The sequence below is a fragment of the Methylobacterium adhaesivum genome, assembly GCF_022179065.1.
In the GTDB taxonomy this organism is placed as follows: domain Bacteria; phylum Pseudomonadota; class Alphaproteobacteria; order Rhizobiales; family Beijerinckiaceae; genus Methylobacterium; species Methylobacterium adhaesivum.
Genome location: NZ_BPQD01000043.1, coordinates 13,324 through 39,355 on the forward strand (window position 1 = coordinate 13,324; position 26,032 = coordinate 39,355).

At 70.4% G+C, this 26,032-nt stretch carries 28 protein-coding genes and 1 tRNA gene; 13 read left to right on the forward strand and 16 right to left on the reverse strand.

Features of this window, described 5'->3' with window-relative positions:
• The first annotated feature begins 118 nt into the window (after window positions 1–118).
• On the forward strand, window positions 119–325 hold the full coding sequence (locus MFF01_RS20895) for a hypothetical protein (protein ID WP_238228298.1): 207 nt from the start codon (window positions 119–121) through the stop codon (window positions 323–325).
• Window positions 326–495: 170 nt separating this feature from the next.
• On the opposite strand, the gene MFF01_RS20900 is transcribed toward MFF01_RS20895, so the two are convergent.
• Complete coding sequence (locus MFF01_RS20900; protein ID WP_306421626.1) at window positions 496–813, reverse strand: hypothetical protein; 318 nt, start codon at window positions 811–813, stop codon at window positions 496–498.
• Between the two features lie 179 nt (window positions 814–992).
• On the opposite strand from MFF01_RS20900, the gene pstS reads away from it, so the two are divergent.
• The 6 genes from pstS to phoB all read left to right on the forward strand — a co-directional run bounded on the left by pstS (window position 993) and on the right by phoB (window position 6,787).
• Window positions 993–2,033: a phosphate ABC transporter substrate-binding protein PstS gene (gene pstS, locus MFF01_RS20905; RefSeq protein WP_238228300.1), complete on the forward strand. Its 1,041-nt coding sequence runs from the start codon at window positions 993–995 to the stop codon at window positions 2,031–2,033.
• A gap of 177 nt (window positions 2,034–2,210) precedes the next feature.
• The gene (gene pstC / locus MFF01_RS20910) at window positions 2,211–3,185 is read left to right on the forward strand and encodes a phosphate ABC transporter permease subunit PstC (protein WP_238228302.1); all 975 of its coding nucleotides are present in this window, start codon (window positions 2,211–2,213) and stop codon (window positions 3,183–3,185) included.
• A gap of 14 nt (window positions 3,186–3,199) precedes the next feature.
• Entirely contained in the window at window positions 3,200–4,093 is an 894-nt protein-coding gene (gene pstA, locus MFF01_RS20915; protein WP_238228303.1) for a phosphate ABC transporter permease PstA, read from the forward strand.
• A 52-nt stretch (window positions 4,094–4,145) separates the two neighbouring features.
• The gene (gene pstB, locus MFF01_RS20920; protein ID WP_238228304.1) at window positions 4,146–4,964 is read left to right on the forward strand and encodes a phosphate ABC transporter ATP-binding protein PstB; all 819 of its coding nucleotides are present in this window, start codon (window positions 4,146–4,148) and stop codon (window positions 4,962–4,964) included.
• 170 nt (window positions 4,965–5,134) lie between these two features.
• Window positions 5,135–5,875, forward strand: a complete 741-nt coding sequence (phoU, locus tag MFF01_RS20925; protein ID WP_238228305.1) for a phosphate signaling complex protein PhoU — start codon at window positions 5,135–5,137, stop codon at window positions 5,873–5,875.
• 210 nt (window positions 5,876–6,085) lie between these two features.
• Entirely contained in the window at window positions 6,086–6,787 is a 702-nt protein-coding gene (phoB, locus tag MFF01_RS20930) for a phosphate regulon transcriptional regulator PhoB (RefSeq protein WP_238228306.1), read from the forward strand.
• Between the two features lie 41 nt (window positions 6,788–6,828).
• On the opposite strand, the gene MFF01_RS20935 is transcribed toward phoB, so the two are convergent.
• Window positions 6,829–7,401: a GcrA family cell cycle regulator gene (locus MFF01_RS20935; RefSeq protein ID WP_238228307.1), complete on the reverse strand. Its 573-nt coding sequence runs from the start codon at window positions 7,399–7,401 to the stop codon at window positions 6,829–6,831.
• A 400-nt stretch (window positions 7,402–7,801) separates the two neighbouring features.
• Between MFF01_RS20935 and MFF01_RS20940 the strand changes: the two genes are divergently transcribed.
• A complete protein-coding gene (locus MFF01_RS20940; protein WP_238228308.1) occupies window positions 7,802–8,653 on the forward strand; it encodes a cell envelope integrity EipB family protein in 852 nt (283 codons plus the stop codon).
• A 179-nt stretch (window positions 8,654–8,832) separates the two neighbouring features.
• Here the strand turns inward: MFF01_RS20940 and MFF01_RS20945 are convergent, their stop codons facing one another.
• The gene (locus MFF01_RS20945; protein ID WP_238228309.1) at window positions 8,833–9,165 is read right to left on the reverse strand and encodes a DUF3572 domain-containing protein; all 333 of its coding nucleotides are present in this window, start codon (window positions 9,163–9,165) and stop codon (window positions 8,833–8,835) included.
• A gap of 77 nt (window positions 9,166–9,242) precedes the next feature.
• Here MFF01_RS20945 and MFF01_RS20950 point away from each other — a divergent pair, with 77 nt between their 5' ends.
• Both MFF01_RS20950 and MFF01_RS20955 read left to right on the forward strand, forming a co-directional pair.
• Window positions 9,243–9,623 (forward strand): response regulator, encoded by a 381-nt coding sequence (locus tag MFF01_RS20950; RefSeq protein ID WP_238228311.1) that lies wholly within the window; start codon window positions 9,243–9,245, stop codon window positions 9,621–9,623.
• Window positions 9,624–9,661: 38 nt separating this feature from the next.
• Complete coding sequence (locus tag MFF01_RS20955; RefSeq protein WP_238228313.1) at window positions 9,662–11,035, forward strand: PleD family two-component system response regulator; 1,374 nt, start codon at window positions 9,662–9,664, stop codon at window positions 11,033–11,035.
• Between the two features lie 6 nt (window positions 11,036–11,041).
• Here the strand turns inward: MFF01_RS20955 and MFF01_RS20960 are convergent, their stop codons facing one another.
• The 4 genes from MFF01_RS20960 to MFF01_RS20975 form a co-directional block, all read right to left on the reverse strand.
• Window positions 11,042–12,280, reverse strand: coding sequence for an O-antigen ligase family protein (locus MFF01_RS20960; protein WP_238228315.1), 1,239 nt, complete (start codon window positions 12,278–12,280; stop codon window positions 11,042–11,044).
• A gap of 23 nt (window positions 12,281–12,303) precedes the next feature.
• Window positions 12,304–12,897, reverse strand: a complete 594-nt coding sequence (locus MFF01_RS20965; protein WP_238228317.1) for a DUF2059 domain-containing protein — start codon at window positions 12,895–12,897, stop codon at window positions 12,304–12,306.
• Window positions 12,898–12,949: 52 nt separating this feature from the next.
• On the reverse strand, window positions 12,950–13,660 hold the full coding sequence (gene rpiA, locus MFF01_RS20970) for a ribose-5-phosphate isomerase RpiA (protein WP_238228318.1): 711 nt from the start codon (window positions 13,658–13,660) through the stop codon (window positions 12,950–12,952).
• Window positions 13,661–13,799: 139 nt separating this feature from the next.
• A complete protein-coding gene (locus MFF01_RS20975; RefSeq protein WP_238228319.1) occupies window positions 13,800–14,273 on the reverse strand; it encodes a hypothetical protein in 474 nt (157 codons plus the stop codon).
• 168 nt (window positions 14,274–14,441) lie between these two features.
• Here MFF01_RS20975 and gph point away from each other — a divergent pair, with 168 nt between their 5' ends.
• The gene (gene gph / locus MFF01_RS20980; RefSeq protein ID WP_238228320.1) at window positions 14,442–15,149 is read left to right on the forward strand and encodes a phosphoglycolate phosphatase; all 708 of its coding nucleotides are present in this window, start codon (window positions 14,442–14,444) and stop codon (window positions 15,147–15,149) included.
• Between the two features lie 112 nt (window positions 15,150–15,261).
• On the opposite strand, the gene MFF01_RS20985 is transcribed toward gph, so the two are convergent.
• From MFF01_RS20985 to MFF01_RS21000, 4 genes are all read right to left on the reverse strand, one after another.
• Window positions 15,262–15,336: transfer RNA gene (locus MFF01_RS20985), tRNA-Val, on the reverse strand.
• 152 nt (window positions 15,337–15,488) lie between these two features.
• Window positions 15,489–17,210 carry an ABC transporter permease gene (locus tag MFF01_RS20990; protein WP_238228321.1) on the reverse strand — a complete coding sequence of 574 codons (1,722 nt, stop codon included), beginning with the start codon at window positions 17,208–17,210 and terminating at the stop codon, window positions 15,489–15,491.
• A 10-nt stretch (window positions 17,211–17,220) separates the two neighbouring features.
• Window positions 17,221–18,243, reverse strand: a complete 1,023-nt coding sequence (locus tag MFF01_RS20995) for an extracellular solute-binding protein (protein ID WP_238228322.1) — start codon at window positions 18,241–18,243, stop codon at window positions 17,221–17,223.
• A gap of 132 nt (window positions 18,244–18,375) precedes the next feature.
• Window positions 18,376–19,443 (reverse strand): ABC transporter ATP-binding protein, encoded by a 1,068-nt coding sequence (locus MFF01_RS21000; protein WP_238228323.1) that lies wholly within the window; start codon window positions 19,441–19,443, stop codon window positions 18,376–18,378.
• Between the two features lie 128 nt (window positions 19,444–19,571).
• On the opposite strand from MFF01_RS21000, the gene MFF01_RS21005 reads away from it, so the two are divergent.
• Window positions 19,572–21,917 (forward strand): primosomal protein N', encoded by a 2,346-nt coding sequence (locus MFF01_RS21005; RefSeq protein ID WP_238228350.1) that lies wholly within the window; start codon window positions 19,572–19,574, stop codon window positions 21,915–21,917.
• Between the two features lie 111 nt (window positions 21,918–22,028).
• A complete protein-coding gene (locus MFF01_RS21010) occupies window positions 22,029–22,388 on the forward strand; it encodes a SpoIIAA family protein (RefSeq protein WP_238228325.1) in 360 nt (119 codons plus the stop codon).
• Between the two features lies 1 nt (window position 22,389).
• Here MFF01_RS21010 and MFF01_RS21015 read toward each other — a convergent pair whose 3' ends face one another.
• The 5 genes from MFF01_RS21015 to trxA all read right to left on the reverse strand — a co-directional run bounded on the left by MFF01_RS21015 (window position 22,390) and on the right by trxA (window position 25,969).
• Window positions 22,390–22,782, reverse strand: a complete 393-nt coding sequence (locus MFF01_RS21015; RefSeq protein WP_238228327.1) for a hypothetical protein — start codon at window positions 22,780–22,782, stop codon at window positions 22,390–22,392.
• Window positions 22,783–23,037: 255 nt separating this feature from the next.
• A complete protein-coding gene (locus MFF01_RS21020) occupies window positions 23,038–24,033 on the reverse strand; it encodes an asparaginase (protein ID WP_238228351.1) in 996 nt (331 codons plus the stop codon).
• 99 nt (window positions 24,034–24,132) lie between these two features.
• On the reverse strand, window positions 24,133–24,339 hold the full coding sequence (locus tag MFF01_RS21025; RefSeq protein ID WP_238228329.1) for a Trm112 family protein: 207 nt from the start codon (window positions 24,337–24,339) through the stop codon (window positions 24,133–24,135).
• Between the two features lie 24 nt (window positions 24,340–24,363).
• Window positions 24,364–25,032 carry an LON peptidase substrate-binding domain-containing protein gene (locus tag MFF01_RS21030; RefSeq protein WP_238228331.1) on the reverse strand — a complete coding sequence of 223 codons (669 nt, stop codon included), beginning with the start codon at window positions 25,030–25,032 and terminating at the stop codon, window positions 24,364–24,366.
• 43 nt (window positions 25,033–25,075) lie between these two features.
• On the reverse strand, window positions 25,076–25,969 hold the full coding sequence (trxA, locus tag MFF01_RS21035) for a thioredoxin (protein ID WP_238228332.1): 894 nt from the start codon (window positions 25,967–25,969) through the stop codon (window positions 25,076–25,078).
• Between the last annotated feature and the right edge of the window lie 63 nt (window positions 25,970–26,032).

Below are 26,032 nucleotides of genomic sequence, written 5' to 3' on the forward strand. Positions count from 1 at the left end.
ATCGAGCGGCGGCGCGGTTAATGATTTGTTTACCATGATGGTGGATTCTTGGACCCTAACGGGCACGCCCTGATTCGGCGTCGGCGTTGAACATCGCTCGAGACGAGGGACTGAGACGTTGGACCAGAGAGTCACCGACATCGACGGGGGCGGCGCGCATGACGACGGCCATCCGACCCTGACCGACGACACACGCTTCCGCCTCGGCACCGCCCTGCGCTCCATCTACGAGGAGACCTGCGACACCCTGCCGATTCCCGACAGCCAGATCGACCTGCTGCTGCGCCTGCGCCACAAGGAGCGTGACCGCCGCCGGGTGGATTGAGGCGAGGGCAAGCCCGCCGCGACAGGCACGAAGCCGGATTCCGAAGGGATCATCCCGTCGGCGGGCGTCGGGCAGAGCCCGACGTCTCTCTCGGGAGCAGTTCCCCGAGACTCTGAGTCACTTCATGGATAGGCCCCTCGCGACGATGCGTGGGACCATCGTCCCGGTTCCTACCAGCGCCGCGCGCCCGGCTGGCGGCGGTACTCCGCCGCCCGGATCCGGGTGAGCACCCGGTCGAGTTCCAGCAGGGCCTCGCGCTCGTCGTGGCCGGCCTGGGCGACATCGTCCGCATCCGTGCCGAACTGGCGGCGCTGCTGGGCGAGGACGAGCCTGCGCTCCACAGCCTCGCGCTCGCCGTGCAGCTCGACGAGGGCCTCGGCACCCGGCGGTATCGTCCCGCTGCTCGCTTCGTTCTCCACCGTCGCCCCCGCCCGAATCGGGTCGCTCCGCCCCGGCAGGCCGGACCCCGATGCGATCTCAACGCTCAAAGTCGCGAGACCGTGCCATCCCGGCCTCCACGGGGCGGGACGGCGGCGCTTGTCATCTGCGTGTCACGTGATCGTCATAGAGCCGCTACCATCGGACGGCTAACGCGTCGTGGCGGATCGGGCGCTGCGGCTCGCGCGGGCTCGGGTCCCCCTCTCGTCCGACAGACACGGAGAGCTACGTGAAACCCTTCGCCTACGCGCTTGCCCTCGGGCTGGCGACCGCCCAGCTCGCCACCGCCGCCCTGGCCGCCGACATCACCGGCGCCGGCGCGACCTTCCCGTTCCCGGTCTATTCCAAGTGGGCGGAAGCGTACCGCAAGGAGAGCGGCCTGGGCCTGAACTACCAGTCCATCGGCTCCGGCGGCGGCGTGAAGCAGATCCTGGCCAAGACCGTCGATTTCGGCGCCACCGACGCGCCCCTCAAGGGCCCCGCCCTGGAGAAGGACGGCCTCGTCCAGTTCCCCACCGTCATGGGCGGCGTCGTTCCCGTGGTGAACATTGCCGGCGTCGAGCCGGGCAAGCTCAAGCTCACCGGTGAGATCGTCGCCGACATCTACGCCGGCAAGATCGCCAAGTGGTCGGATGCCCGCATCGCCAAGCTGAACGAGGGCGTGAAGCTCCCCGACGCCAACATCACCCCGGTCTACCGCTCGGACGCCTCGGGCACGACCAACATCTTCACCACCTACCTCTCCCAGGTGTCCGAGCCCTGGAAGAAGGAGTTCGGCGCCGCCACGACGGTGAGCTGGCCGGCCGGCCAGGGCGGCAAGGGCAACGAGGGCGTCACCGCCACCGTCAAGCAGGTCCCCAACGCCATCGGCTACGTCGAGTCGGCCTACGCCAAGCAGAACAAGCTCAGCTACGCCCTGCTCCAGAACAAGGCCGGCAAGTTCCCGCAGCCCGACGACAAGGCGTTCCAGGCCGCCGCCGCCAGCGCCGACTGGAAGTCCGCCCCCGGCTTCGGCATCTCGCTGACCAACCAGGCCGGTGATGACGCTTGGCCGATCACCGCCGCGACGTTCATCCTCGTCCACAAGGACGCCGCCGACGCCGCCAAGACGGCCGACGTGCTGAAGTTCTTCGACTGGGCCTACAAGAACGGCGACAAGCTCGCGAGCGACCTCGACTACGTGCCGCTGCCGGACGCCGTCGTGGGCCTGATCCACACGGAGTGGAAAGAGATCAAGGGCAAGGACGGCAAGCCCGTCTTCGACAAGTAGGCGACCCGTTCCCGGCACGCAGGCCGTCTTCGGCCCGCCAACCCCGCTCCGTACGGAACGGGGGCTCCATCGACGGGCTCGGCACAGGCCGAGCCCGTCCCTTGGGAAACGAGGGTCGGCCGGCTCGCGTCGGGACACGTCGCGCTGTAGAGGCCGCAGGGTGAAGAGTAGCTTCGGATGGGCGCCTTGACTGAACAGATCTCCCTGACGCGCGCGGCCGGCCCGGCCCGGCGCAAGCCCGGCGGTATCGGAGACGGGCTGTTCCGCGCCGCCTCCTACGCCTCGGCGCTCCTCGTCCTGCTCGTGCTCTTCGGCATCCTCGCCTCCATCGCGTATGGCGGGTGGCCGGCCTTCGCCGAGTTCGGCCCCGGCTTCATCACCTCCAGCGCCTGGAACATCGGCCAGGAGCAGTACGGCGCCTTCGTCGCCATCGTCGGGACCTTGGCTTCGGCCGTGCTCGCGCTCCTCATCGGCGTGCCGCTGTCGCTCGGCATCGCCGTCTACCTCACGCAGCTCTGCCCCGGCTGGGCCCGCAAACCCGTGGCGATGACCATCGAGCTCCTCGCCTCGGTGCCGAGCATCATCTACGGCATGTGGGGCCTGTTCATCTTCGCGCCGCTCTTCGCCCGCTTCGTCCAGATGCCGGTGTCGAACCTCGTCGAGGGCATGCCCGTCGTCGGCACCCTGTTCTATGCCCGCGTGCCCTCGGGCGTCGGCATCCTCACGGCCGGCATCATCCTCGCCATCATGATCGTGCCCTTCGTGGCCTCGATCACCCGCGACATGCTCGACCAGATCCCCACGGTGCTGCGCGAGAGCGCCTACGGCATCGGCTGCACCACCTGGGAGGTGGTGCGCCACGTCCTCGTGCCGCAGGCCTCCGTCTCGATCATCGGCGCGATCATGCTCGGCCTCGGCCGGGCGCTCGGCGAGACCATGGCGGTGACCTTCGTCATCGGCAACGCCAACCGGCTCTCGGCCTCGGTGTTCGATCCGGGCTCCACCATCGCGTCGCGCATCGCCAACGAGTTCAACGAGGCCGACGGCCTGCAACTGAACGCCCTGATGGCGCTGGGCTGCATCCTGTTCGTCATCACCTTCGTCGTTCTCATCGTCGCCCGCCTGCTCGTCCGGCGCGTGAAGGTCGCCTGAGGGAGCCGCACATCATGGACGCGATCAACACCCTCGCCCCCCCGGCGCCGCCCCTGCGGAAGAGTCGGGTCCGCTCCGGCCGCCGGGTCGCCGACCGCCTGCTCGTCGGCGCCTGCACGCTCGCCACGCTCATCGGCATCGTCGTGCTCGGTTCGATCCTGGCGATGCTCATCATCGAGGGCGTGAAGGGCTTCTCGCCGCTCCTGTTCACCGAGCCGACGCCGGGCCCCGGCTCGGAGGGGGGCGGCATCGCCAACGCGATCCTCGGCAGCCTCGTGATGACGGTTCTCGGCATCCTCGTCGCGACACCCGTCGGCGTCATGGCCGGGACGTTCCTCGCCGAATACGGCCGCCACTCGAAGCTCGCCGACCTCATCCGCTTCCTCAACGACATCCTGCTCTCGGCGCCCTCCATCCTCATCGGCCTGTTCGTCTACACCCTGATGGTGCGGCCCATGGGCAGCTATTCGGGCTGGGCCGGCGCCGTGGCGCTCGCCATCATCGCCACCCCGGTCATCGTGCGCACCACCGAGGACATGCTGCGCCTCGTGCCCGCGACCCTGCGCGAGGCCGGCGCGGCACTGGGCGCCCCGCCCTCGAAGGTGATCACCGCCATCACGTGGCGCGGAGCCAGTGCCGGCATCGTCACCGGCATCATCCTGGCGCTCGCCCGCATCGCCGGCGAGACCGCGCCGCTCCTGTTCACGGCGCTCAACAACAACAGCTGGTTCTCGCCGAACCTCATGGGCGGCGTGCCGAACCTGCCGGTGATGATCTACCAGTTCGCCCTCTCGCCCTACGCGAACTGGCAGCAGCTCGCCTGGGCCGGCGCCCTCCTCATCACCATCACGATCCTCGCCCTGTCGATCGTGGCCCGCTTCGTCATCAAGCCCCAACGGGCGCGCTGAGACCTCCGCGCCGCTCACGGCTCCCCCTGTTCGACCGAAGGACTCGCCACCGATGAACGCCGCCACCGGGATCACCTCCGCGCCGCTCGCCGGCCGCCACAAGGCGGACGAGAACTCCCCCGTCCGCATCGCCGTGAAGGACCTGAACTTCTATTACGGCAGCTTCCACGGCCTGAAGAACGTGAATCTCGACTTCCACGACCGGCAGGTGACGGCCCTCATCGGTCCGTCGGGCTGCGGGAAGTCGACCCTGCTGCGCACCTTCAACCGGATCTACAGCCTGTATCCGGACCAGCGCGCGGAGGGCCAGATCCTGCTCGACGGTCAGAACGTGCTGGACGCCAACGTCGATCTCAACGAGCTGCGCTCGCGCATCGGCATGGTGTTCCAGAAGCCGACGCCGTTCCCCATGTCGATCTACGACAACGTCGCCTTCGGCCTGCGCCTCTACGAGAAGCTCCCCAAGGCCGACCTCGACGTGCGGGTGGAAGAGTCGCTCCGCAAGGCCGCCCTGTGGGACGAGGTGAAGGACAAGCTCAAGCAGTCCGGCATGGGCCTCTCGGGCGGCCAGCAGCAGCGCCTGTGCATCGCCCGCACCGTGGCTCAGCGCCCCGAAGTCATCCTGTTCGACGAACCGACCTCGGCCCTCGACCCTATCTCGACGGGCCGCATCGAGGAGCTCATCGAGCAGTTGCGCTCGGAGTTCACCATCGTCATCGTGACGCACAACATGCAGCAGGCCGCGCGCATCTCGCAGTTCACGGCATTCATGTATCTCGGCGAACTCGTCGAGTTCGGTCCGACCACGCGGATCTTCATGAACCCCGAGAAGCGCCAGACCCAAGACTACATCACCGGCCGCTTCGGCTGAGCGCCCCTCGCGAAACGTTCCCCGCGCCGTCGCTGTCGCCGACGAACCGGCCGGGATCGGGCGTTTCACGAGCCACTTCGATCCTCGGGCGGGGGACCCCGACATCCCCCGCATCCCGCCCCACCGCCCTGTGACAGGCTTCCCCGAGGAGCCTGACCGAGGAGTGCGACATGCCCGACCACATCGTCAGTTCCTACGACACCGACCTCGAAGATCTGCGCCGCTCCATCTCGGAGATGGGCGGGATCGCCGAGAAGATGATGACCGACGCGAGCAACGCCCTCGTGCGGCGCGACACGCCCCTCGCCCAGGCCGTCATCGCCGCCGACCGGCGCCTCGACATCCTGCAGCGCGAGATCGAGGAGCGGTCGATCCTGCTCATCGCCCGGCGCCAGCCCATGGCCATCGACCTGCGCGAGACGGTCTCGGCCATCCGCGTCTCGAACGACCTCGAGCGCATCGGCGACCTCGCCAAGAACGTCGCCAAGCGCGTCGTCGCCATCGCCGAGCAGATCCAGCCGCAAAAGATCGTCATCGGCGTCCAGCACATGAGCGACCTCGTGCAGGAGCAGCTCAAGGACGTCCTCGACGCCTATGCCAGCCGCGACACCAAAGCGGCGTTGGACGTGTGGGAGCGCGACGACGCCATCGACGCCCTCTACAACTCCCTGTTCCGCGAGCTCCTGACCTACATGATGGAGGACCCGCGCAACATCTCGTTCTGCACGCATCTCCTATTCTGCGCCAAGAACATCGAGCGCATCGGCGACCACACCACCAATATCGCCGAGACGATCCACTACCTCGTCACCGGCGCCAACAGCCTGGCCGAGAGCGAGCGCCCGAAGAACGACGCCTCGAACTACGCCACGGTGGACCTGCCGGGCACGGGCCTCGGCGCCGGCGCCTGAGCGGAGCGCTCAAAACGGCTGCCGGATCGATCCTCCCGGATCGGCCGGGCGCGGGCTCGCTCTCCTGAGAGGAGAGGGGACCCGCGCCCGTCAGGGGGCGAACGGATCGGCCGACGATCGGAGGCATCGCCCGATGCGGAAGCCCCCTGGCGATGCCAAGAACCACCGCGACGAGGCCCGGCCGCGTCGCCGCAGGAGCGGACGGTTGTGATGAGTACGCGGATCCTCATCGTCGAGGACGAGGAGGCCCTGACCCTCCTGTTGCGCTACAATCTCGAGGCAGAGGGCTTCGTGGTCGATTCCGCCGCGCGCGGCGACGAGGCAGACCTGCGGATGCAGGAGCAGACCCCCGACCTCGTCCTCCTCGACTGGATGCTGCCGGGCCTGTCGGGGATCGAGCTGTGCCGCCGCATCCGGGCGCGGCGGGAGACCGAGCGCCTGCCGGTGATCATGCTCACGGCCCGCGGCGAGGAGAGCGACCGCATCCGCGGCCTCGGCACGGGGGCCGACGACTACATCGTCAAGCCGTTCTCCGTGCCCGAACTCCTCGCCCGCGTCCGCGCCCTCCTGCGCCGGGCCAAGCCCGCCCACGTCGCCAACCTGCTGGTGGCCGGCGACATCGAGCTCGACCGCCTCAGTCACCGCATCCGACGCGAGGGCCGCGAGATTCACCTCGGACCCACCGAATTCAAGCTCCTCGAATTCCTGATGCAGAGTCCCGGCCGGGTGTTCTCGCGCGAGCAGCTCCTCGATGGCGTGTGGGGACACGACGTCTACATCGACGAGCGCACGGTGGACGTCCATGTCGGACGCCTGCGCAAGGCCCTCAACCGGGCGCGGCAGAGCGATCCGATCCGCACGGTGCGGGGCTCGGGCTACTCATTCGACGAGATGTTCGCCGCCGCCGAATAGGGCCGCGCCCCGCGCGGCCGGCGCCCCATCCTATGCGGGCGTCAGCGGAAGCCGCCGACCCGGCGGTCGCGCTTGCGCTCGGCCGCAGGCTGGTAGGCGATCTGCGCGTGCTGGGGGCAGTAGGGAAGGCCGGTGATGGCCCGGTCGCCGCAATAGTGGAAGTCGGGCGAGGTCGGGTCGCCCAGAGGCCAGCGGCACATGGATTCGCGAAGATCCATGATCGTCACCCGGCTCGACACCGCCAGGCTGACGGGCTCCATCCGGGCCACGGAAGCCGGCGTGGCGGGAACTTCCGGCGCCGAGGCCTGAGAAGGGGACTGCATCGGGATGACGGTTCCGGTCGTCTCGGTCGCCGGGCTGTCGCTCGCTGCACCGGCGGCGGTCTCGGGACCCGTGGGGGCCTCGACCTCGCGGGCCGGTTTGCGGGGCGTGTCGCCCTCCGCACCCTTCGTGACGCGGCCGGACAGGCCGAGGCGATGGATCTTGCCGATGACGGCGTTGCGGGTCACGCCGCCCAGCTGCGTCGCGATTCGGCTTGCGCTCAGGCCTTCCTGCCACAGGCGACGCAGGAGATCGACGCGCTCATCCGACCAGCTCGGGACCGTTTCCGTCATCGCTGCCTCCGACATCGTCCACAGATCACCGCAGGCATCACGGGCACGAAGGGCCAGCGGCGGAAATCCGCGGCTGGTGGGTTCGGGACCGGACGGGTGACGTTCGCCTCGTGCTCGCTTCGGCGACGGGCGAACCGTACAGGAGCGTTCGAGCCGGAGGCAAGTGCGGCCTCGGACCCGAACGGGCGGGGCACGGGGTTTCCACCGCTCAAACCCGCCGCCGCCGCGCCGCCGGCGGCTCCACGCGGGGCCTCCCATCGGGCCGTCACCGCGCCGGGGCAGGGGGCTTCGCTCGGCCTCACGTTGCCGGTGGCCGGGGCACGGCCTATCTGGAGACGAGCCCGCGCGGTATCCGGTCCGCCGGGTCGCCCCGCCACATTTTTCCCAGGCAGGAGACTTCATGCGTCTGTCCCGCGCCACGGCCTGCTTCATCCTGTGCGCCACCGGGGCGGCGGCCGCCGAGCCCGTGCGCCTCGCCAGCCACCGGGCGGTCTACGATTTGTCCCTGGCCCAGAGCGGCGGCACCCGGGCGGTGGAGAGCGCGCGCGGGCGCATCGTCATCGAGTTCTCGGGCGACGCCTGCAAGGGCTACAACATGCAGACCCGGCAGGTGACGGTGCTGGAGAGCGGCGAGACCGGGAGCCGCACGTCCGACCTGCGCAACACCACCTTCGAGGGCGCCGACGGGCACAGCTACCGCTTCAAGGTCGCGACCCTCCTCAACGGCACGCCCGGCCAGTCCGTGGACGGCACCGCCGAAACGTCGGCCGAGGCCCTGAAGGTGCGCCTGAAGGAGCCCAAGCGCGAGACGTTCGAGGCGAAGGGCGAGGTGCTGTTTCCGACGGCCCACATGCGCCGGCTCATTGAGGCGGCGCGGGAGGGCCGGACCACCCTCTCCGTCAAGGTCTATGACGGCACCGACGATGGCCGGAAGGTCTACGACACCCTGGCGGTGATCGGGCACGCCGCGCCCGCGCGGCAGGAGACGGCCGAGACGGGTGCCGCCAAGGCGGAGGCCGAACGCGACAAGCCCCTGCGCGAGGGCGACATGGCGGGCATGACCCACTGGCCGGTGACCTTGAGCTACTTCACCGCCGGCGCGGGTGAGCGCACGCCGATCTACGTCCTGACCTTCGACCTCTATGAGAACGGGGTCAGCGGCAACCTGCGCCTCGATTACGGGGAATTCGCCGTGGCGGGCAATCTCACCCGCCTCGAGAAACTGCCGGCCGCCACCGACTGCAAGTCGTAGAGCGTCGTCCCGAGAGGGAGGCCGGCGTTCGCAAAAGACGGTGGGAAAACAACGACTTCAGAACGTCGTGCCGAATGTGGTATTTGGCACGACGCTGTGGGGCCGCGAGCCGGGACGTCCGGTCCCTCCGGGAAACCGGCCTCGACCCGGGGATGCTGCGAAACGTCCCGGCGCAGCGTTCAAAAATCCTCGCCGCGCGACGCGGAATCTGAAAAGCCGTCGTCGAACTCCGTGGGCGAGAGGTGGCGCCATGCCGCCGCGATCCGCTCGGGCGGCACCGCGAGGGCTTCGGCCGCGGCCATGAGGGTCGCCTCGTCGCCCATGACGTGGTCGAGGAGGCCGGCGAGAAATCCGGGGTCCCCGGCGCTGGCCCGCAAGGTGTCGGGGGTCACGCCGGTGGCATTGAGGAAGGGATAGAGACGCTCGTCGTCGGTCGCCATCCAGGCCAGGATCGCGAGCGCAAGTCGTTCGGCCGAATCGCGGCCGCCATCGGATTTGCGTTTCGTCAACATGTATCCGTTACTCCTCTTGGCGCCGGCCATGCCTTCTCAAAACGAATGCGCCGCTCGAACGCCGGGAACAATGGGCCATGACAAAGACGGTGCTCATCGTCGAGGACAACGAGCTGAACATGAAGCTCTTCAACGACCTGTTGGAGGGGCACGGCTACGCGACGCTCAAGACCGCCAACGGGATCGAGGCCATCGAACTCGCCCGCGCCCACCGGCCCGACCTCATCCTGATGGACATCCAGCTTCCCGAGGTGTCCGGCCTCGAAGTGACGAAGTGGCTGAAGGAGGACGACGACCTGAAGTCGATTCCGGTCATCGCCATCACGGCTTTCGCCATGAAGGGCGACGAGGAACGCATCCGCGAGGGAGGCTGCGAGGCCTACCTGTCGAAGCCGATCTCCGTGGCCCGCTTCCTCGCCACCGTGCGCCAGTACCTCGGCGACGGCCGAACCCCGTGATCGCGTCCCTCTCCTTCGACACCACTGCGTGAGGACCGATGTCGGCCCGTATCCTGATCGTCGATGATCTCTTCCCCAATGTGAAGCTCCTCGAGACCAAGCTCTCGCTGGAGTATTTCGACGTTCTGGCGGCCATGAACGGGCCGGATGCCCTCGCGATCTGCGCCAAGGGCCTGTGCGACCTCGTGCTCCTCGACGTGATGATGCCCGGCATGGACGGGTTCGAGGTATGCCGCCGCCTCAAGAACGATCCCGACACCGCCCACCTGCCCGTGGTGATGGTGACGGCCCTCGACCAGCCCTCCGACCGCCTGCGCGGCCTCGATGCCGGCGCCGACGATTTCCTGACGAAGCCCATCGACGACGTCGCCCTGTTCGCCCGGGTGCGCAGCCTCGTGCGGCTGAAGGCGATCACGGACGAACTGCGCAGCCGCGCCCTCGCGTCGCGGGAATTCGGCATGGGCGACCCCCTGGCGCTCGCCACCGCCGAGACCGGGCAGAACGCCGCGATCCTCCTCGTGGAGGACCGCGCGAGCGCGGCCGACCGCCTGTCGGCGGCCCTCGGACAGCATCACACCGTCACCGTCGAGACCGATCCGCATCGGGCCCTGGTGCGCGCCACCGAAGAGAATTTCGACCTCGCCCTCGTCAGCCTGGACCTCGCGGATTTCGACGGCCTGCGCCTGTGCAGCCAGCTGCGGTCCCTCGACCGGACCCGGGCGATGCCCGTGGTGATGATCGCCGAACCGCACGACAAGGCACGGGTGGTGCGCGGCCTGGATTTCGGGGTGCACGACTATCTCATGCGCCCCGTCGACCGGAACGAGCTCGTCGCCCGCGTACGCACGCAGGTGCGCCGCCGCCGGTTCTCCGACACCCTGCGGGGCGCCGTGCAGGCCTCCATGGAACTCGCGATCATCGACGGGCTCACGGGCCTGCACAACCGGCGCTACCTCGATAGCCACCTCGGCGCCCTGTTCGTGGAGGCCGCCCTGCGCGGCCGCCCCGTGGCGGCCCTGATGCTCGACATCGATCTGTTCAAGAGCATCAACGACACCTGGGGGCACGAGGCCGGCGACGAGGTGCTGCGGGCCTTCGCCGACCGCATCCGCACGCATACGCGCGGCATCGACATCGTTTCCCGCTACGGCGGCGAGGAGGTGGTGGTCATCCTGCCCGACGTCGAGGCGGCGGAAGCCCATGCCATCGCCGAGCGCATGCGCGAGCGGGTCGAGGCGGTACCGTTCTCGATCCAGCGCGACACCCGCGCGATCTCGGTCACGGTCTCCATCGGCGTCTCGTGGCGCCAGCCCGAGGATGCGGGTCCCGCCGACATGCTCAAGCGCGCCGATCGCGCCCTCTACCAAGCCAAGAATGCCGGCCGCAACCGCGTCGAGGCGGCCGCCGCCTGATGGCCGTCACGCGGCCCTGCGGGCCTCGGCGGGGGCGTCGATCGCGGGCGTGACGCGGGCGGGAGCGGCCCAGCCGTCGCGCAGCCAGGTCACGGCGCCGCCGAGGCCGGCCACCCACCAGCCTTGCCACGCCCCATGCTCGACGAAAGCGACGGCCGTCGCCGCGCCGAGGACGCCCAGCGCCGTCACCGCCTGGAGCCGGGGCAGGGCCGCGATGGCGCGCAGGGCTAGGAACAGCAGCGCCGCCATCAGGCCGGCCCCGACGAGGCCGAGCTCGGCCCAGACTTGCAGGAAGCTGTTGTGGGGGTGGCCCACCGCCAGCATCCCGCGCCATTCCGGGTCCATGGCCTCGGTCACGGGGGTCTCGGCGAAACGTCCGGCGGTGCCGTATCCGGCCCCGCGCCATGGATCGGCGGACACGGCGGCGCCGAAGCCGCGGGCGATGGCGACGCGGGCCCGCGAACTGCTCTGGACCAAGCGCTCGTGGGCCGCTTCCGGCATCAGCCGGTGCAGGAGATCGCCCTCCACGGGCGCGAGGATCACCGCGAGGGTGAGGACCGCACCCGCGAGGCCGAGGCCGGCGCGCCGCGGCAGGAACCAAGCCGCGAGGGCGAGGCCGGTGCCGGCGAGGAGCCCGAGGGTCGCCGCCCCGCTCACGGAACACAGGATCGTGGCGGCGACGACGAAGCCGACGAGGCCGGCGGCGAGGCTGTGCCCACGCCGCACGAGCACGGCTGCCAAGGGGCCGACGAGGAGCAGCATCGTCAGGACCGGGCGGTTGAAGATGAAATAGGCGACCCGCCCGCCCAAAGCCTTCTGCACGGCGAGGTCGGCGGCGAGGTCGGCTAGGATGTAGACCCCGGCGAGGCCCATCATCCAGGCGGCGGCCAGGGCCGTTCCGGGTGGCATCCGCCCCGGCGCCAGCCGGGCCACGAGATAGGCCGCGAGAAGCGTCGGGCCGAACTCGCCGGCCGTGCGCCAGGAGAGTGCCGGGAACGGACTCCAGGCAAGCGACAGGCAGCACCAGCCGAGGAAGGCGAGGGCGGTGAGGCCGGCGGCCGTGCGCAGGGGGGCGGTGACGGCGACCCAGGCCGCGCGCCGGTCCTCGGCCAGGGCGGCGGCGAGGAACAGGACGGCGCTCAAGGCCATCACGGCCGGGCTCGACCTGTTGGCCGCCGCCATCGCCAGGGGGAGGGCGGCCAGCACCAGGGCGCCGGCGCCGCGCAGTCGCTCGGAGGCGCGCATGGCGGGTCGGAGCGTGGCCCGCACTACTGCATCTGATGGCCGCGCTTGGCCATCTCGGCCCGGACGCGGACCATGACGTATTCGGAAACTTCCTGGGTCCAGCCCTGCATAGCCTGGACGATGCCGTCGAGCACCTGCGGCTGGGTCTCGACGTAGCGCTTGCCGGCGGGCGAGCGGAAGAAGGTGGCGATGTCGGCGAGTTCCGCTTCCGTGAGGCGTGTCGCGTAGATGCGCGCGGCCGTGTTGATCATGGCCTGCTTCTGCAGTTCCATCTCGGGCTGAAGGCTGGCCAGGACCTCGTCGAGATCCTTGGTCAGTTCCGGCCGGGTCACGGCGTTCTGCCGGATCTGATCGCTGAAGGCCGGGATGATGGAATCGAACGAGCGGGCGATGCCCGAGCCCAGCAGCACCTCACGGGCGAGGGCGAGGTGGGACGGGGTGAGGGCCGAGCCTTGCGTGTTCGCGGCCGGTGTCGCCGGCGCAGGCGTGGCCGGGGCACCCTTCTGAGGAGCGGCCGGCTTCTGCGGCGCCTGGGCGAAGGCGGGCGGTGCGATCAGGAACACCGCCCCGGCCAAGGCGGCGCGCAGGGCATGGGGACGGACGGGGGGGCGGGACATGACAGCGCTCCGAGACTCTTCTGCGATGCGGTTCGGATGAGGGCGATGCCGATCAGACGGCGCCGAGGCAGATCACGTGCGCGGCCCCGTCCCGCGCCTCGGCGAGGATCGCCCCGGTGGCGAGGCCGAGGAACAGGCCGTGCTCGACCACGCCCGGCACCGCCCACAGGGCGGCCGACAGGGCCTCGGGATCGGGAATGCGCCCGAGATGCGCGTCGAGGATGTGGTGTCCGCCGTCCGTGAGGAGGGGGGCGCCCCCCGCGCCCGCGCGCAGCACGATCCGGCCGGTGCAGCCGGCGGCGGCGACGGCGGCCTCGACCGCGCGGCGCGTGGCGCCGAGGCCGAACGGGTTCACCTCGATGGGCAGGGGGAAGGCGCCGAGGGTCTCGACGCGCTTGGCCGCATCGGCGATCACCACCATGCGGCGGCTGGCGAAGGCGACGATCTTCTCCCGCAGGAGGGCCGCGCCGCCGCCCTTGATGAGGCGCATGGCCCCGTCGATCTCGTCGGCGCCGTCGATGGTGAGATCGAGTTCCGGCAGGTCGTCGAGGGTCGCGAGCCGGATGCCGGCGGCCTCGGCCGCCACCCGCGTCGCCTCCGAGGTCGGCACCCCGACGACGTCGAGGCCGGCGCGGACCCGCGCGCCGAGCAGTTCGACGAAGACGTTGGCGGTGCTGCCGGTGCCGATCCCGAGGCGCATCCCGTCCCTGACGAGGGCGACGGCCCGTTCGGCGGCGGCCCGCCGCAGATCGGGCCCGCTCACGCCGCGCACCGGGAGGCGGGAAGACGGATCGAGACGACAGGGGACATGGCGGGGCTCGGATGGCGAAGGTCGGCAGGCCCTAGCACGGCTGGCACCGCCGTCAAACGCGGGCGAGGCCGGCCGGGGGACGCGCCGTGCTTCAGGGGCGGGGTGCCCCTTGGGGCGGTGTCACGCTCGGGCTCGCCCGGCCGGGGACGGGGCTCGCCGCCTCCTCGGGGCCGACGGGGTTGGCCTGCGCCGTGCAGACCACCGCCTCCTTCTGGAGCTGGACGTAACAGATGCTCATCTCGCCCGTGCGGTAATTGACCCGGAACACCCCCGCCTCGCGGGTGTGGCGGGAGGCGACGAGGCCGTATTCCGAAGGCGCCTGGGCGCTCGCGCCCTCGCCGGCGCCGTAGCACACGGTGACGCCGACGCTGCCCACCGCGCCCTCGCGCAGGCCGTACTGGCACGAGGTGACCTCGCCCGTGACCTTGTCGACCCGATAGACCCGGTTGAGGTCGATCTGGGGCGCCGGCACGAATTCGTAGGAACTCGCCAGCGCCGTGGTGGTGAGGAGGGCCAGCGCCACTCCCGCGCCGAAGCCGTGTGAGGCCTGGTGTGTCAGACGCATGATTGCCCCGATGTCCCGTTCCCGGATGTCGCGTGGGGGGTAGCGCCGCCTTGCGGCACAACCGTGGCCCGCCCGGCAGTCTCTTGCCGGGATCGCGGCCCCTCGCTAGCGCTTGCCCACCGCCCGTCCCGCCGCGCCCGTTCGCGATCAACCCCGGAAAGCCCGCCCATGTCCGCCCTCGACCGCTCGCCGTCCAGCCTGCCGCCCATCGCGGTGTTCGACCTCGACGGCACCCTGGCCGAGACGGCCGGCGACCTCGTCGGCACCCTCAACGCCATCCTGGCGCAGGAAGGCCTCGCGCCCCTCGCCCTCGCCCAGGCCCGCGACATGATCGGGGCCGGCGCCAAGGCGCTGATCCGGCGCGGGTTCGAGGCGGCGGGAGAGACCCTGGACGACGCGCGCCTCGAGATCCTGTTCGTCGCCTTCCTCGACCATTACGGCCGGCACCTGTGCGACCATTCCCACCTGTTTCCGGGCGTGACCCAGGCCCTCGACGATCTCGCCGCCCGCGGCTTCGCCCTCGCCGTCTGCACCAACAAGGTCGAGGCCCATGCCCTGGCACTCCTCGAACTCCTTGAGGTTTCGGGACGCTTTTCCGCCATCTGCGGCCGCGACACCTTCGCGCATTTCAAGCCGGACCCGCGCCACATCACGCTGACCATCGAACGCGCCGGCGGCGACCCCGCCCGCGCGGTGATGGTGGGCGATTCGCGGGCCGACATCGACGCCGCCAAGGCCGCCGGCATTCCGGTGATCGCAGTGCCGTTCGGCTACACCGACCTGCCCGTCGAAGCCTTCGGCCCCGACCGGGTGATCGCGCATTTCGACGAGCTGCTGGAGGCCGTGGACGCCCTGGTGCCGCTGGTGCGGGCGTAAGCCGACATGCGGACCGGATGGGACGACCCCATCCGGTCCGCCGCATCCGCGAGCAAAGTGCGCAGAGCCCAGAGGCAATCGAACTGGAAGAAGAGGAAAATGCCAAGGCGACTGGTGGACGGTGCAGGGATCGAACCTGCGACCTTTCCCGTGTGAAGGGAACGCACTACCGCTGTGCTAACCGTCCGCACCAAGCCTGATCGGTTCGGGGCATTCCTGCCTCGGGGGCGCCATCCGCATCGCAGAAGGCTGACCGCCGGGCGTCGCCGCCGGACCGAGGGCCTTCTAGGGCGAGGCCCCCCGGTGCGTCAAGGCAGGAATTTGGTCGGCTGCGGGATTTCACGGGCGGGCCGTCGCGGCCTCCCGCCTTGTGCCGAGACGCATGAGGACGAGGACGGGCACGAGGCCGACGAGGACGATGAGGAGGGCCGCCACGGTGCCATCCTCGTAGGTGCCCCGCGCCGCCTCACCGTAGAGGTGGGTCGCCAGGGTCTCGACGTTGAGGGGGCGCAGGAGCAGGGTCGCGGGCAGTTCCTTCACGCAATCGACGAAGACGAGGAGCGCCCCGCTGAGCACCGCCGGCCGGGCGAGGGGCCATTGCACCCGGGCGAGGGTCGCGGCGGGACCGCGCCCGAGCATCCGCCCGGCATCGGGCAGGCTTTCGGGAATCCGGGCCAGACCCGCCTCGCAGGTGCCGGTGGCGACGGCGAGGAAGCGGATGAGGTAGGCGATCACGAGGGCGCCGCCGGTGCCGAGGCCGATGAGGGCGGGGGCGGACCCGAACAGGCGCGTCAGCGCCTCCGACAGGGCCATGTCGGCCCAGGCCAGGGGGGCGAGCAATCCGATGGCCAGGATGGCGCCCGGCAGGGCGTAGCCGAGGCCGGTCAGCCGCAGCAATCCCGGCCCGAGGCGGCCGGGCAGGAGCCGGGGCCCGGCGGCGACGAGGAAGCCGAGGCCGGCGGCGAGCGCCGTCGCGAGGCCGGCATACAGCACCGTCTGGCCGATCTCGGGCAGGATCGACGCGGGCCAGCCGACGCGGGTGATCCGCGCGATGGCCGCGCGGAGGAGGTAGGACGCCGGGATCAGGAAGCCGATGGCGACGGGCACCAAACCGAGAGCGAGGGCGGAAGCGGCGCGCCAGCCGCGGAGGCGGCGGCGGGCGAGGTCGCGCGGGCGCTGGGCGGTGCCGGAAAAGCCCCGTCCGCGCCGGGCCCGGCGCTCCACGGCCACGAGGGCGAGGACGGCGACCAGCATCACCAGGGCGATCTGGGCGGCGCCCGCGAGGTCGGAGCGGTTCACCCAGGTGGCGTAGACCTGCACGGTCAGGGTCCGGACGCCGAGGAATTCGGCGGCACCGATGTCGTTGAGGGCCTCCATGAGGGCGAGGCTGGCCCCCAGCGCGATGGCGGGTCGCGCCAGCGGCAGGGCGACGCGCAGGAACACGGACGAGGGGGTGCGCCCGAGCATCCGCCCCGCCTCGATGAGGTTGGCCGCCTGCATGAGGAACAGCGCCCGCGTCGGCAGGTAGACGTAAGGGTAGAGAACGAAGCCCAGCAGCAGGATGCAGCCCGGCAGGGAGCGCAGTTCGGGCAGCACGAAGTCGCGGGGGCGGGCGTAGCCGAGGGCTTCCCGCAGGGCCGTCTGCACCGGGCCGATGGGGTGCAGGAGGTCGAGATAGGCGTAAGCCACGATGTAGGTCGGCACCGCCATGGGCAGCAGCAGGGCGGCCTCCAGCCAGCGCCGGCCGGGAAACGCATAGGCCGAGACGAGCCACGCCGCGCCGGTGCCAAGCACCACCACCAGGACGCCGACGCCGGCCAGGAGCAGGCCGGTCTCCGCCACGGCCTGGGGCAGGACATGGGCGAGGAGGTGCGGCCACAGGGTGCCGTCCCCCTGCGCCGCGGCGAGGACCAGGGAGGCGATGGGGCTGAGCACGAGGACCGCGAGGGCCAGGGCCCCCAGGGTCCAGGCGAGCGTCCGCAGCGGCACGCGCGCCGTCCGCCCGGCGGCGCGGGGCAGGGTGCCGTCCTCGGCGTCGAGGGCCGTCGCGGCCCCGGTCATGCGTGGACGATCAATTGTCGAAGCCGACCTTGTCGAGGAGCAGGCTCGCCGCCTTGCGGTTGCGGGCGATCTCGACCAGCGGCGTGGTGTCGATGGTGAGCGGACCCAGATCCGCCAGCAGGGGATCGACGGGGGCGCCGGCCTTCACCGGGTACTCGTAGTTGCCCTGGGCATACAGGCCCTGGGCCTCGTTGGAAACGAGGTATTCGAGGAGCTTGACCGCCTCGTCGCGGTTGGGCGCGGTCTTCGCCACCACGGCGCCCGACACGTTGACGTGGGTGCCGCCGCCGAGGAACGTCGGCAGCAGCACGCCGATGCCGTCGCCCCAGGTCTTCTGCTCGGGGCCGCCTTTGCCCGAGCGCATCAGGCCGACATAGTAGGAATTGGCGAGCCCGATCTTGCAGGTGTCGGCGAGGATGTCGCGGGCGACGTCGCGGTCGCCGCCGGCCGGCTTGCGGGCGAGGTTGGCCTTCAGGCCCTTCAGCCAGGTCTCCGTCGCCTCGGCGCCGTGGCGCACGAGGTAATGCGCCACGAGGGCGGTGTTGTACGGGTGCTGGCCCGAGCGCAGGCACAGGCCGCCCTTCCAGCTCGGATCGGCCAGGGACTCGTAGGTCAGGCCCTTCTGGTCCTTCAGGTCCTTCGCCGCGTAGGCGACGCGGGCGCGCATGGAGAGGGCGAACCAGCGCCCGTCGGCGTCGCGCAAGGTCGCGGGGATCGCCGCCTCCAGGGTGGGCGAGCGCACGGCCTGCGCGAGATCGCGGTCCACGAGCTCGATGAGGTTGCCGATATCGACGGTCATGAGCACGTCGGCCTTGCCGCGTGCGCCCTCCGCCGCCACGCGCTCGGCCAGCCCCTTCTCCACGAACACCGTGTTGACGGTGGTGCCCGTGCGGGCGGTGTAGGCATCCAGCAGCGGCTTGATCAGGCCGGGCTCGCGGGTGGTGTAGAGGTTGACCTCCGCCGCCAGCGCGGTTCCGATCGTCGCCCAGGCGGCGAGACCCAGCCACGCGATCCCTTTGATCCCAGCCCTCATGATGCCGTCCCCCGTGATGTCACGGCACGTTCAGACGCAGGCGGCCAGGAAAAGCAAGTGTGGAGTTTTAGACTTGTAGCAATTCAAAACTACAGGCTCGAAAGTCTTGCGCGCGGAATTCAAGATTAGATTTTAATCCCCGTCGGCGGCAAAAACAAAAGCGTCGCCCGGTTCGCACGCCAGGCGCACGGCCGTGCCCGGCTCCCGCCCATCCGTGCCCGGCACCGGCAGGGACAGCGGCGCATCGAACCCCTCGACCGCGACGGACAGGAGCGCTGTCGCGCCGAGGAAGCGGCGGCCGACGACGCGGCCCGGAATGCCGTCTTGCGCGGACACGAGGCGGATCGCCTCGGGGCGCCAGCAGGCAAGGAGTGCGGCCCCCTCGGGAAAGCCCGGCGCGGGGCAGGGGCCGAAAGGCGTCGCCACCGCGCCCCCGCGGCAGGGGCCGGCGATCTCCACGAGATCCCCGAAGAAACGGGCGGCGAAGCGCGAGGCCGGGCGACGATAGAGATCCGCCCCCGTTCCGACCTGCGCGACCCGTCCGGCCCGCAGGAGGGCGATGCGGTCGGCGAAGCCGAGGGCTTCCTCGGGGTCGTGGGTCACGAGGATCGTGGTCGTGCCGGTCTCGCGCAGGAGATCGAGGGTGTCGGCACGGACCCGGTCGCGGGTGCGCCGGTCGAGGTTCGAGAACGGCTCGTCGAGGAGGAGGATGCGCGGCCCCGGTGCCAGGGCCCGGGCGAGCGCCACCCGCTGGCTCTCGCCGCCCGACAGGGTGTTGGGATAGCTCGCCGCGCGGTGAGCGAGGCCGACCTGCTCCAGGCGCGCCGTCGCGCGGGTGTGGGCCGGGCCGCGCGGGAGGGCGTGGAGGCCGAAGCGCACGTTCTCGGCGACGGTGAGGTGCGGAAACAGAGCGTAGTCCTGGAACATCAGCCCGACGCCGCGCGCCTCGGGCGGCACCGCGCCGACCTCGGCCCCGTCCAGGCGGACGCTTCCCCGGTCCGGCCGCTCCAGGCCGGCGACGACGCGCAGGAGCGTGCTCTTGCCGCAACCGGAATCGCCGAGCAGGGCGACGATCTCGCCCGGCTGCACGGCGAGATCGATTCCGTCGAGCGCCCGCACGGCGCCGAAGCGCAGGCTCAGATCCTGCAGTTCGAGGCGCGGCGGCGCGAAGCGGTCGCGAAACGGGGGCGTGGAAGGCATCGGCATCGGGCATGGCGGAGGAGGGACCCCGTTAGAAAGCCAATCCTGCCGGGGGGCAATGCGGGGCCGGTCGCGCGCGGCGCCGATCATGCCTATATTCCGGTTATGTTCCAGCTTAGCCCGTGCCGATGCCCAGCGTCGCCGAAATCCTGATCCCGCTCGCGCTCGACAGCGCCTACAGCTACGCCGTGCCGGCCGGGCTCACCCTGGCGGTGGGCGACGTGGTGCAGATCCCGCTGGGCCCCCGCGAGACCGTCGGCGTGGTCTGGGGCGTGCGCCAGAGCCCGGGGGGGTCGAACCTGCGCCCGGTCACGGGCCGCCTCGACGTGCCGCCCCTCGCGGGTCCCTTGCGCGAACTCGTGGACTGGCTCGCCCGCTACACCCTGGCGCCGAAGGGCTCGGCGCTCGCCATGGCCCTGCGCCTGCCCGACGAGGCGGCGCAGGGCGAGACCGTGCGCATCGGCGTGCGCGCCTCGGGGCGTCCGCCCGCCCGCCCGACGGCGGCGCGCCTGAAGGTGCTCGGAGTCGCCGCCGATGGCGCCCTGCGAGGTAAAAGCGCGCTCGCCAAGGAGGCCGGCGTGTCGCTCAGCGTGGTCGACGGCCTCATCGACGACGGCGCCCTGGAGGCGACGGCGCTCGCCCCCGAGCCCGTGGCGCTGCCGCCCGACCCCGATCACGCCCGCGTGCCCCTGTCGGAGGCACAGGCGGACGCCGTGCGCGACCTCATCGCGATGATGAACCCGGCTCCCCCACCCGACGATCGGCCCGAGCCGTGTCTGTTGAACGGGGCGGGGCAGGGGGAGGCGCCCGGCTTGTCCGCAGAGGGCGCACACCTCGCCGAGACCCATCCCATCCAGGAGAGGCAGGCCGTCGCGGCTGCCGAAACCCATCACAAACTCACGACGGGCGTCGGCGACGAAACCTTCCGCGCGCCCACCATCCTCCTCGAAGGCGTCACCGGTTCGGGCAAGACGGAGGTGTATTTCGAGGCGGTGGCCGATTGCGTCCGGCGCGGGCGCCAGGCCCTTATCCTCATGCCCGAGATCGCGCTGACGGCGCAGTTCCTCGACCGGTTCGCCGAACGCTTCGGCGTGCGCCCCGCCACCTGGCATTCGGGCATCGGCGGCAAGCGCCGCGAGCGCATCCGCGCCGGGGTGGCACTGGGCGAGATCGCCGTGGTGGTCGGCGCCCGCTCGGCCCTGTTCCTGCCCTTCGCCCATCTCGGCATCGTCGTCGTCGACGAGGAACACGAGGCGGCCTACAAGCAGGAAGACGGGGTGCATTACCACGCCCGCGACATGGCGGTGGTGCGCGGGCGCATCGAGAACTGCCCCGTGGTCCTGGCCTCGGCCACGCCCTCCATCGAGACGCGCGTGAACGCCGAGCGCGGGCGCTACCGCCACATCGTCCTGCCCGAACGCTTCGGCGGCCGCCGCCTGCCCGACATCACCGCCCTCGACATGCGCTCGGACAAGCCGGAGCGCGGCAGCTTCATCGCCCCCGCCCTCGTGGCCGCCGTGCGCGAGACGGTGGCGGCGGGCGATCAGGCGCTGCTGTTCCTCAACCGCCGGGGCTACGCGCCCCTCACCCTGTGCCGGGCCTGCGGCCACCGCTACCAGTGCCGCAACTGCTCGACCTGGCTCGTGGAGCACCGCTTCCGCAAGGCCCTCGTGTGCCACCAGTGCGGCTATGCCGAGCGCCGTCCCGAGGCGTGTACGGAATGCGGCACCTTCGACAATCTCACCCCCTGCGGCCCCGGCGTCGAGCGCATCGCCGAGGAGGTGACGGCGCTGTTTCCGGACAAACGCGTCATCGTCCTGTCGAGCGATTTTCCCGGCGGGGCCGAGCGCCTGCGGGCCGAACTCCAGACCGTGGCCGAGGGCGGGTGCGACATCGTCATCGGCACGCAGCTCGTGGCCAAGGGCCACAACTTTCCGCACCTCACGCTTGTCGGCGTCCTCGACGCCGATATCGGCCTGACCTCGGGCGATCCGCGCGCGGCCGAGCGCACCTTCCAGCTCCTGCAACAGGTCACGGGCCGGGCCGGGCGTGGCGAGAAGCCGGGCCGCGCCCTGCTCCAGACCTTCCAGCCCGACCATCCGGTCATCGCCGCCCTCCTGTCGGGGGATGCGGAGCGCTTCTACGAGGAGGAGATCGCCGCCCGCGAGGCCGCCGGCCTGCCGCCGTTCGGGCGTCTGGCCGCCCTCATCGTCTCGGCCGCCGACCGTGCCGTCGCCGAGGCCCATGGACAGGCCCTCGCACGTGCCGCCGAGCCGCCGGAGGGCGTAATGGTGCTGGGGCCGGCGGAGGCGCCCCTCGCCCTCGTGCGCGGCCGCTACCGCTTCCGCCTGCTCGTGAAGACCGAACGGTCCGTCGACCTGCAGAGTTACCTGCGCGACTGGATCGCCCGCGGACCGAAGGTTCGCGGCAACGTGAAGGTCGCCATCGACGTCGACCCGCAGAGTTTTTTGTAGGATCGCCTCGCAATGCGCGACGCGCCACAATGCTTCTCAGGTTCTGTGAAAGACGCCCCCTCGGGTCCGCCGTTCGCAGGGTGCGTTCGACCCTTCCAAGGAGTGCTGCACATGCTGACCTACACGAAGAAGCCGGACGCGAACGTCGCCGAGATCGTGGTCGACGGCCAGATCACCGATGCCGACATGAACACCGTCATCACCGCTATGCAGGCCGACCTCGACAAGGGCGGCAAGCTGAAACTTCTGGAAGATGTCCGGGACTTCAAGGGCATGGAGCCGGCGGCGTTCTTCAAGGACCCGCGCTTCGGCCTCGCCATGATGAAGGGCGTGAGCCACGTGGCCCTCGTCACCGATGCGTCGTGGCTGCGGATGATCGCCGATACCTTCGGCAAGGTCTCGCCGGCCACGATCAAGACCTTCGACCGCGCGCATATCGAAGAGGCGCGGACCTGGCTCGCGAGCGCCTGAGTTACTCCGCCTGGGCGGTGCGCGTCGGCTGACGCCGCGCCGTCCAGCGGCCCGAGCACAGGGACGAGACCTTCCAGGTGCCGCCGCCGGAACTCGCCTGCAGCCGGCCCGAGACCGCGCCCGTGGCGGAGCCGTTGGTGACGCTGAGGCCGACGGTGCCGTCCGGCCCGACGCGACCCGACAGGCTGGCGTTCTGCCCAGAGACGAGACGCACCTGCCCGTCCCGGACGGACACCGAGTAGCTGTAGCGGCTGTCGCACACCATGCCGCTCTCCGTGACGAGGTCCACCGACCACGCGCCGTTGAAGGACACGGCCTCGCGGGCCGTCGCCGGAACCATGGCGGGCGCGGAGAGGCCGGCTCCAAGTGCCAGAATCGCGGCAAGTTTCAGCATGCGTCATCCTTCGGCAAACGGGCTCAACCCAGCTCAAGCCGTGTCCGGCCGAGCTGCATTCCAAGCAAACGATCTCTTATGAGTGTCGCCAGCATACGGATCGAAGCGGCAGGAATGTGACGCGCGTCATCGATCCGTCGCGAACACTATGCGTTCGCCCGGATGAACCCGCGATGACTGTTCGAAGCTTGGCTTTTCGTCGCGCTGATGGGGGTGGCGGCGCAGGAAGACCGTTCCCGCGCGATCTCGCGTCGCTTACCGGTCGTAATAGGCCTGAAGCGCCGCCCGGTCCTTGGTCTGGGCCACCGCCAGGAGGGCGAGCACCCGGGCCTTGTCGGGGGTCAGGTCGTCGGCGAACACCGCCCCGGCCTTGAGCAGGGTGTTGCCACCGCCCTTGAACCCGTACACCGGCAGGGCGCGGCCGTTATAGACCTTGGTCGCCACGACGACGGGCACGCCTTTGGCGATGGCGTACTGGATCGCGTCGTGCATCGCCGCGTTCACGTTGCCGAAGCCGTAGGCTTCCACCACGATGGCCTCGGCGCCCCCATCGGCGGACTGGCGCACCTGGGCGCCGTCCGTTCCCGCATACATGGCGACGAGATCGATGCGCGGCATGCGCTCGGGAATCGGCAGGGTCTGCCGGCGCAGGGATTTGCGCGAGAACACCACCCGGTCCTCGTCGACGTAGCCGAGTGTCCCGGCGTCGCCCGAGTTGAAGGTCTCGACGTTGCTCGTGTGGGTCTTGCGCACCTCGCGGGCGGCGTTGATGTGGTGGTTGAGGGTCACCGTCACGCCCATGTCGGTGGCGTCGGGCGACAGGATCTGGCGCACGGCGTTGAGGAGGTTGCGGCTCCCGTCCGCGTCGGCATCGGACGCGTTGCGCTGGGCCCCCACCATCACCACCGGCTTCGCGCTGCGCAGGGTCAGGTCGAGGAAATAGGCCGTCTGGTCGAGGGTGTCGGTGCCGTGCAGAACGACGGCCCCGGCAATATCCGGCCGGGCGAGCAGTTCGTCGACCTTGCGCGACAGGCCCGGCCAGAGGTCCGGCCCCATGTAGTCGCTCGGCACGTTGCTGAATTCGGTCACCTCGATACGGGCGACGTCGGCGAGCTTGGGCACGGCCCCGACGAGGTCGGCGCCCGACAGGGCCGGCACCGGCGCGCCCGTCACGGGATCGTTCTTCATCGCGATGGTGCCGCCGGTGGCGACGATGGCGATGAGCGGACGCTCGGTGGCGGAGCTGGTCATGGTGGTCAGGGCCCAGGCGAACAGGGCCGGGGCGGCGTGACGAAGGATGGCCTGTGTCAACATGATGCGCGCCCTGGCTGCGTGGAGGGGAGGGGACGGTCAGTCGGTCAGGGGCCGTGCCTCTTCGGGCAGCATGATCGGAATGCCGTCGCGGATCGGGTAGGCGAGCTTGGCCGAACGGCTGATCAGCTCCTGGCGGGCGACGTCGTAGTCGAGGGTGTCCTTGGTCAGGGGGCAGACCAGGAGTTCGAGGAGCTTCGGGTCGACGCGGGTCGCCTCGACCGGGCTCTGGGTATCATCGGCCATGGCCGTTCCTTCTCGCACGCGCGATCATTGCAGGGTGGGCTCGGAGCCCGAACCCCGCACCAACTCCATTTCGGTCACCGCGATCAAGACCTCTGCCCGCGTCTTGAGGTCGGGCGCCTCCAGCATCGCCTGCTTTTCGCGGGCGCCGAACGGGCTCATCATGCACAGGGCGTTGACCAGGGCCTCGTTGGGGGCCTCATCGATCCCGGCCCAATCGACCTTGAGATCGTTCACCTCGACGAAGTCCTTCAGGGCCTTGAGCACCCCGTCGCGATCCACGGCGTCCTCGCCCGCGCGGGGCTCGAAATCGATGGCGAAGTCCTCGTACGACACCTGGCACCGGCGGTAGCGCGAGGCCACCGCCATCTCGCTCTCGACCCGGAACCGAGAAATCCCCGTGAGCGAGATGAGGTAGCGCCCGTCCCCGGTCTCGGCGAACTGGGTGATGCGCCCGGCGCAGCCGACCCGGAACAGCTTCGGGGTCATGGGAGACGCGCCGCCCTCCACGTCGGGCTGGATCATGCCGATGATCCGGTCCGTGCGCAGGGCATCGTCCACCATGGCGAGGTAGCGCGGCTCGAAGATGTTCAGCGGCATCTGTCCGCGGGGCAGGAGCAGGGCGCCGGGCAGGGGGAAGACCGGGATGACACCGGGGCAATCGGCCGGTCCCTTGTAGCCCGCATGCGTGCTCATCACGTCGCCCCGTCGGTTCGATGGATCACGCCAAAATTCACTGTCACGCAAAGACCAGCGTCGACAACCGGCGCCGGCCCCGGATCGAGGCCTTGTCCATGAGGCCCCAGGCCTCAAAGAAGGTGAGGAGCTGCTTGCGCGCCGCGCCCTCGTTCCAGGCCCGGTCCCGCCGCTCGATCTCGATGAGCTGGTCCACGGCCTCGTCACGCTTGTTCAGGCCGTTGAGGCCAAGCGCCAGGTCGAAGCGGGCCTGGTGATCGGCGGGATCAGCCTCGATCCGCCGTTGGAACTCACCGAGATCGCCGAGTTCGGCGGCCTTCTCGGCGAGATCCAAGGCGGCACGCACACCGACGAGCGCCGGGTCGTTCGCCTTCTCGGCCGGTGCCAGGGCCAGGACCTCCCGGGCCTTGTCGATGGCGCCGAGGTCGAGCTGAAGCTTGGCCAGCGCCGCGATGGCGGTGATGTTCTCGGGCTCCTCGGTGAGAACCGCGGCATAGAGCTGGGCGGCTCCTGCGGTGTCGCCCACACCCAGCATCGCGTCGGCCTCGGAGAGGGCTTCCTCAATGGGGGAGGGGCCGGCGGGGCCGGCGAGACGCCCGATGAAGTCCTTGATCTGGGCCTCCGGCACGGCGCCCATGAACCCGTCCACGGGCTGCCCCTTGTCGAAGGCGATGACGGCGGGGATCGACTGGATGCCGAGCTGGCCGGCGATGGAGGGATGCTCGTCGATGTTCATCTTCACGAGCTTGACGGCGCCGGCGGCGGCCTGGACCACCTTCTCCAGCACGGGCGCCAGCTGCTTGCACGGGCCGCACCACGGCGCCCAGAAATCCACCAGCACGGGCTGCTGCATGGATTCGGCGATCACGTCCTGGCGGAAGCTCGCCGTGGTGACGTCCTTGATCGGATCGCCCGCCTGGGGCGCGTCGTTCAGCATCGGGTCCTCGAAACGTCGTCAGAAGTGTTGGGGCTCGGGCGGGTCTGTCCGCCCGCGTGCCCG